General features: G+C 40.7%; 5 protein-coding genes and 4 tRNA genes. 8 read left to right on the top strand and 1 reads right to left on the bottom strand.

Annotated features, from left to right (window positions below; all coding sequences use genetic code 11):
- The 3 genes from ACROAE_RS20340 to birA form a co-directional block, all read left to right on the top strand.
- Positions 1-197, top strand: a 197-nt coding sequence (locus tag ACROAE_RS20340) for a hypothetical protein (RefSeq protein ID WP_432406060.1), incomplete at its 5' end; no start/stop codon positions are given.
- Positions 198-991: 794 nt separating this feature from the next.
- Complete coding sequence (gene murB, locus ACROAE_RS20335) at positions 992-2,011, top strand: UDP-N-acetylmuramate dehydrogenase (RefSeq protein ID WP_432406057.1); 1,020 nt, start codon at positions 992-994, stop codon at positions 2,009-2,011.
- Positions 2,004-2,963, top strand: coding sequence for a bifunctional biotin--[acetyl-CoA-carboxylase] ligase/biotin operon repressor BirA (gene birA, locus ACROAE_RS20330; protein ID WP_432406053.1), 960 nt, complete (start codon positions 2,004-2,006; stop codon positions 2,961-2,963). The genes murB and birA overlap by 8 nt, the downstream gene beginning before the upstream one ends.
- Positions 2,964-3,004: 41 nt before the next feature.
- Here the strand turns inward: birA and coaA are convergent, their stop codons facing one another.
- A complete protein-coding gene (coaA, locus tag ACROAE_RS20325) occupies positions 3,005-3,955 on the bottom strand; it encodes a type I pantothenate kinase (RefSeq protein WP_432406050.1) in 951 nt (316 codons plus the stop codon).
- A gap of 222 nt (positions 3,956-4,177) precedes the next feature.
- On the opposite strand from coaA, the gene ACROAE_RS20320 reads away from it, so the two are divergent.
- The 5 genes from ACROAE_RS20320 to ACROAE_RS20300 form a co-directional block, all read left to right on the top strand.
- Positions 4,178-4,253, top strand: a tRNA-Thr gene (locus ACROAE_RS20320).
- 8 nt (positions 4,254-4,261) lie between these two features.
- Positions 4,262-4,346, top strand: a tRNA-Tyr gene (locus ACROAE_RS20315).
- A 35-nt stretch (positions 4,347-4,381) separates the two neighbouring features.
- Positions 4,382-4,455: transfer RNA gene (locus ACROAE_RS20310), tRNA-Gly, on the top strand.
- Positions 4,456-4,465: 10 nt separating this feature from the next.
- A tRNA-Thr gene (locus ACROAE_RS20305) sits at positions 4,466-4,541 on the top strand.
- Between the two features lie 109 nt (positions 4,542-4,650).
- Positions 4,651-4,882, top strand: a 232-nt coding sequence (locus ACROAE_RS20300; protein WP_432406046.1) for a GTP-binding protein, incomplete at its 3' end; no start/stop codon positions are given.

Raw genomic sequence — 4,882 nt, 5'->3', positions numbered from 1 at the left:
TGAAACACAGTATCGCCGATGGTAGTGTGGGGTCTCCCCATGCGAGAGTAGGTCATTTCCAGGCGCCTAATTTACTCGAAAGAGTAGTGATAAGCCCGTTGCTAACGCAACGGGCTTTTTTACGTCTGCAGTTTGGTCAATATGGTCAGAGAAAGAAGCATGATAGCAGTGCGGCCGATATGCCCCTGCCAGAATAGGTCATTTCCTGGCGCTAATTTTTCTGAAAAGAGATGCTCGACAAAGTAGTGAAAGCCAGTTGCTAACGCAACGGGATTTTTTACGTCTGCAGTTTAGTCAATATAATCAGAGAAAGAAGCATGATAGCAGTGTGGCCGATATGCTCATGCCAGAATAGGACATTTCCTGGCACTAATTTTTCTGAAAAGAGATGCTCGAAAAAGTAGTGAAAGCCAGTTGCTAACGCAACGGGATTTTTTACGTCTGCAGTTTATCAATATGGTCAGAGAAAGAGGCATGATAGCAGTGCGGCTTATATGCCAACTCATACTATTCCTTATAATTCAGTGATCACTGTTGCCACTTGACGATGACATACCCTTTTGATGCACTCCTTATCTTTAATGAATGTATTCCATGCTTCACTACAGACGTCTATTGCCTCGTGATCCTCCAAATCATCTGCAATGTCATTCGTGTGCTAACACGTAGCATCCATAACCACTACAGCATACCGTCCGCTTAGTGTTGCCGTTGAGATTTGTTGCAAGTGAGGGACTGAAATTTCATCTTTGTTTATGTAAGATTAATTGAGGTTTCGGCGGTTTAAATTGACCTTTACAGACAACCTGTACCAATAGACGGGAATATTCGAATTGCTGTTGTCCGACTGTCAGTGAACGAGCCCTTGCTCAGCCCAAAGATATCAAAGTCAAACCAATGTTAATAAGTGTATTAAGTTTTAAATAGAAACTCACTAATCAAATTAATTTTCCCTGTTACAATATAACATTACTCTTTAATAGATTATTTTATGCCTACTTCTTTAGCTCAGTTGAATACTTTTGGCCTTCAACAGTATTGTTCATCTCTAGTTAGAGTGTCTTCTAAAGTCAAACTTATAGATACCTGTGCCCATTTATATTTAAAGCAGATGCCCATGCTTATTGTTGGGGGGGGCAGTAATTTGGTATTTACTAGTGACTACCAAGGTACAGTCGTTAATATTGCCACTAAAGGTATTAAAGTGACAACGGACACTGACTATTATTACGTGAATGTGCAAGCGGGTGAAAATTGGCATGAGCTAGTTGAATTTTGTTTAGCTAATCAGATTAATGGCCTTGAAAATATGGCACTTATTCCGGGGACAGTAGGTGCTGCACCGATACAAAATATTGGTGCTTATGGCGTAGAATTTAATCGTTTTTGCCATGAGATAGAATTTTTACGATTAGATACAAACGAGCTACAAGTGTTCAGTAATCAGCAATGCCATTTTAGTTATCGTGAGTCTATTTTTAAGCAGGAATTAAAAAATCTAGTTGTTGTCACTGAAGTGACATTGAAGTTACCTAAACAATGGCAACCAGTATTGGATTATGGTCCGCTACAACATATGGATCCTTTAACCGTTACGGCAAAACAAATTTTTGATTGTGTATGTCAAGTTCGTCAATCTAAACTGCCTGACCCTAAAGTATTAGGCAATGTTGGCAGTTTCTTTAAAAACCCAATTGTTGAGGCAAGTAAGTTTATTGAGCTCAAGGATCAATTTCCAACTATGGTTGCTTATGAGCAAGTCGATGGGCAATACAAACTAGCCGCTGGCTGGCTTATCGAACAAGCTGGGCTGAAAGGCACCCGAATTGGTGGCGCCGCAGTACATCAGGATCAGGCGTTGGTGTTGGTTAATGTGGGGCAGGCAAGCGGCGAACAAGTATGCCTGTTAGCACGTCATATTATTGAAGTTGTATTTAATAAGTTTACAGTAACGTTACAGGCCGAACCGAGAATTATGGGGCCTGACGGGGAGATTGATATCAATGAATGATCACTGGTTACGAAAAAGACAGATATTAGCTTGTTTAAGTCATAAGGGTTTTGTATCTGGTGAAGCTATAGCACAAAAACTAGCGCTGACTCGTGCAGCAATAAACCAACATATTGATGCGCTGAAAGATTATGGGGTCGAAATTTATAGCGTTAAAGGTAAAGGATACAAATTAGCCAACGCAATATCACTCATAAATGAAAGTGAGTTGATTAATAACATTGATAATCGATGTTTTTATTTTGATGAAACTCACAGCACAAATGCCTTCATGTTAAACCATGCTTCGGAACTCGAGTCTGGCGATATTTGTGTTGCTGAGTATCAATCTGCGGGTCGTGGACGTCGTGGTCGTCAGTGGCTATCTCCATATGGCCATCATATGTATGCATCTTTGTTTTGGCGGTTAAATCGGGATATCACATATGCTAGCGGGTTAAGCTTAGCTGTAGGATGTTCAATCGTTAAAACCCTGCAGGAATTAGGTGTAGAAGGCTTAGGTGTTAAATGGCCAAATGACATTTATCTTGAACACAAAAAGTTAGCCGGTATTCTCATTGAGTTGAACCATCACTCAGATACACAGACTGAATTAATCATAGGTTTTGGGATTAATATGAGTATGTCTGTGGAGCAAGGTGTATTAATTGACCAACCTTGGAGTGATTTGTCTGCCATGGACAATATGCCAGATAAAACGATGCTAGTTGTTAAATTACACCAACAACTCAAACGTGATTTATTATTATTCGAACAGCAGGGTTTAGATGCATTTCTACAGCGCTGGAATGACAATGATTTATTTATTAACCGCGAGGTAACGTTATTAATGGCGCCTAATAGCGTAACGGGTACTTGTCGTGGTATCGATAAACAAGGCGCGATTTTATTAGAAAATGATCAAGGAACACTCGCATTTGTGGGTGGCGAGATAAGCTTAAGAGCTAGCTAAAAATAATAAATAGAAGCCTATTAAATAGGCTTTTAATAGTGTTATTTTCGTAATAACACTTTATTCATTAAGTGGTTTTGGCCTTTTTGTAAAATAAGGTGTGCTCTTTCTCTGGTCGGTTGAATATTGAGTTGTAAGTTTGGACCATTAATGGTGTCCCAAATATTAGCTGCAACCGCATTAGCTTCATCGTCACTAAGTGAAGAGTAGTGATGAAAAAATGAATCTGGATCACTAAATGCTCCTTTCCTAAACTGCAAAAACCTCTGCTTATACCATTGTTTTAATAATGTTTCTTCGGCATCGACATAAATAGAAAAATCAACAAAGTCAGAGACAAACGGGCGCCTTGTATCGATAGGCGTGTCCAGTCCTGTTTGTAAAACATTAAGGCCTTCTAGGATTAAAATGTCAGGTTGACGGATTGCTTGATGTTCGTCGTGGCATCTATCGTAAGTGACATGTGAATATAACGGTGCCAACACTTCTTTGTTACCCGCTTTAACTGCAGAGATAAATTCAACTAACATTTTCATGTCGTAGCTCTCAGGAAAGCCTTTACGTTGCAATAAACCTTTACGTTTAAGATCGGCAAGCGGGTATAAAAAGCCATCAGTAGTAATCAGGTCTACTTTAGGATGCTCGGGCCAACGTTGTAATAACGTTTGTAAAATTCGGGCAGTAGTGCTTTTACCAACCGCAACGCTGCCAGCAATACTAATGATATAAGGGCTAGGAGAGTTTTTTTGTTCGAGGAATTTACCTAGGACTAGGCCGCGTTGTTGTTTTGAGCCGACAAAAAGATTTAATAACCGGCTTAGAGGCAAATAAATGTCGGTGACTTCATCGAGTGATAGCTTCTCATTCATACCGCGAAGGTTTTCGAGTTCTGTTTGGCTCAATGTGAGTGGCACTGATTTACGTAATTCAGCCCAATGCTCGCGCTGAAAAGCAAAGTATAGTGCATCTTGTATTGAGTTTATTGAAGTCATAACCATTCCTCTAGGTTGGTCAGGCACATTACACTATCGAATAATAGGCGACAATACTTTGATATTGATTTCTGGTCATGTGGATTATATTCGCCTAGAAATTGCCCTTTATTTCAAAAAGGAGAGCAAAAAAGCGACATTTGAAACTTTTTTTAAGTTTTTTCGCATTTATCTATTGCACTCCTGAGCACATTTACCTAATATCCGAACCCGAAATGACACGCCGGCATAGCTCAGTTGGTAGAGCAACTGACTTGTAATCAGTAGGTCCCGAGTTCGACTCTTGGTGCCGGCACCATTTTCTCTGGAGGGGTTCCCGAGTGGCCAAAGGGATCAGACTGTAAATCTGACGGCTCAGCCTTCGAAGGTTCGAATCCTTCTCCCTCCACCATTTTCTAGGTAGTTAGGTAGCCTATGTTAGGTTGCGCGGATGTCGTATAATGGTATTACTCCAGCCTTCCAAGCTGATAACGCGGGTTCGATTCCCGCCATCCGCTCCAAAATTTGATTGCTGATATGGCTCAGTTGGTAGAGCGCACCCTTGGTAAGGGTGAGGTCGGCAGTTCGAATCTGCCTATCAGCACCAGCCTGTCATACTAACTCCTTAACGATAATCGATTCGATGTCATATTAATGCATCGGATTTTTACTATATGTGTTTTTTCATCACCAAACTATTGGATTGAGGCGATACCATGGCAAAAGCTAAATTTGAACGTAAAAAGCCCCACGTAAACGTAGGCACCATCGGTCACGTTGACCATGGTAAAACAACTCTTACAGCAGCTATTTCAGCTGTGTTGTCTAAGACTTATGGTGGTGAAGTTCGTAACTTCGCACAAATCGATAACGCTCCAGAAGAGCGTGAGCGCGGTATTACCATTAATACTTCTCACATCGAATATGACACACCAGCACGTCACTACG

This window comes from Shewanella sp. MF05960, assembly GCF_050849305.1.
GTDB lineage: Bacteria > Pseudomonadota > Gammaproteobacteria > Enterobacterales > Shewanellaceae > Shewanella.
This window is presented reverse-complemented; position numbering and strand designations above follow the sequence as displayed.

Excerpts from the sequence above, each read along its gene's own strand:
- coaA (WP_432406050.1), bottom strand. The coding sequence starts at position 3,955 with ATGACTTCAATAAACTCAATACAAGATGCACTATACTTTGCTTTTCAG.
- murB (WP_432406057.1), top strand. The coding sequence starts at position 992 with ATGCCTACTTCTTTAGCTCAGTTGAATACTTTTGGCCTTCAACAGTAT.
- birA (WP_432406053.1), top strand. The coding sequence starts at position 2,004 with ATGAATGATCACTGGTTACGAAAAAGACAGATATTAGCTTGTTTAAGT.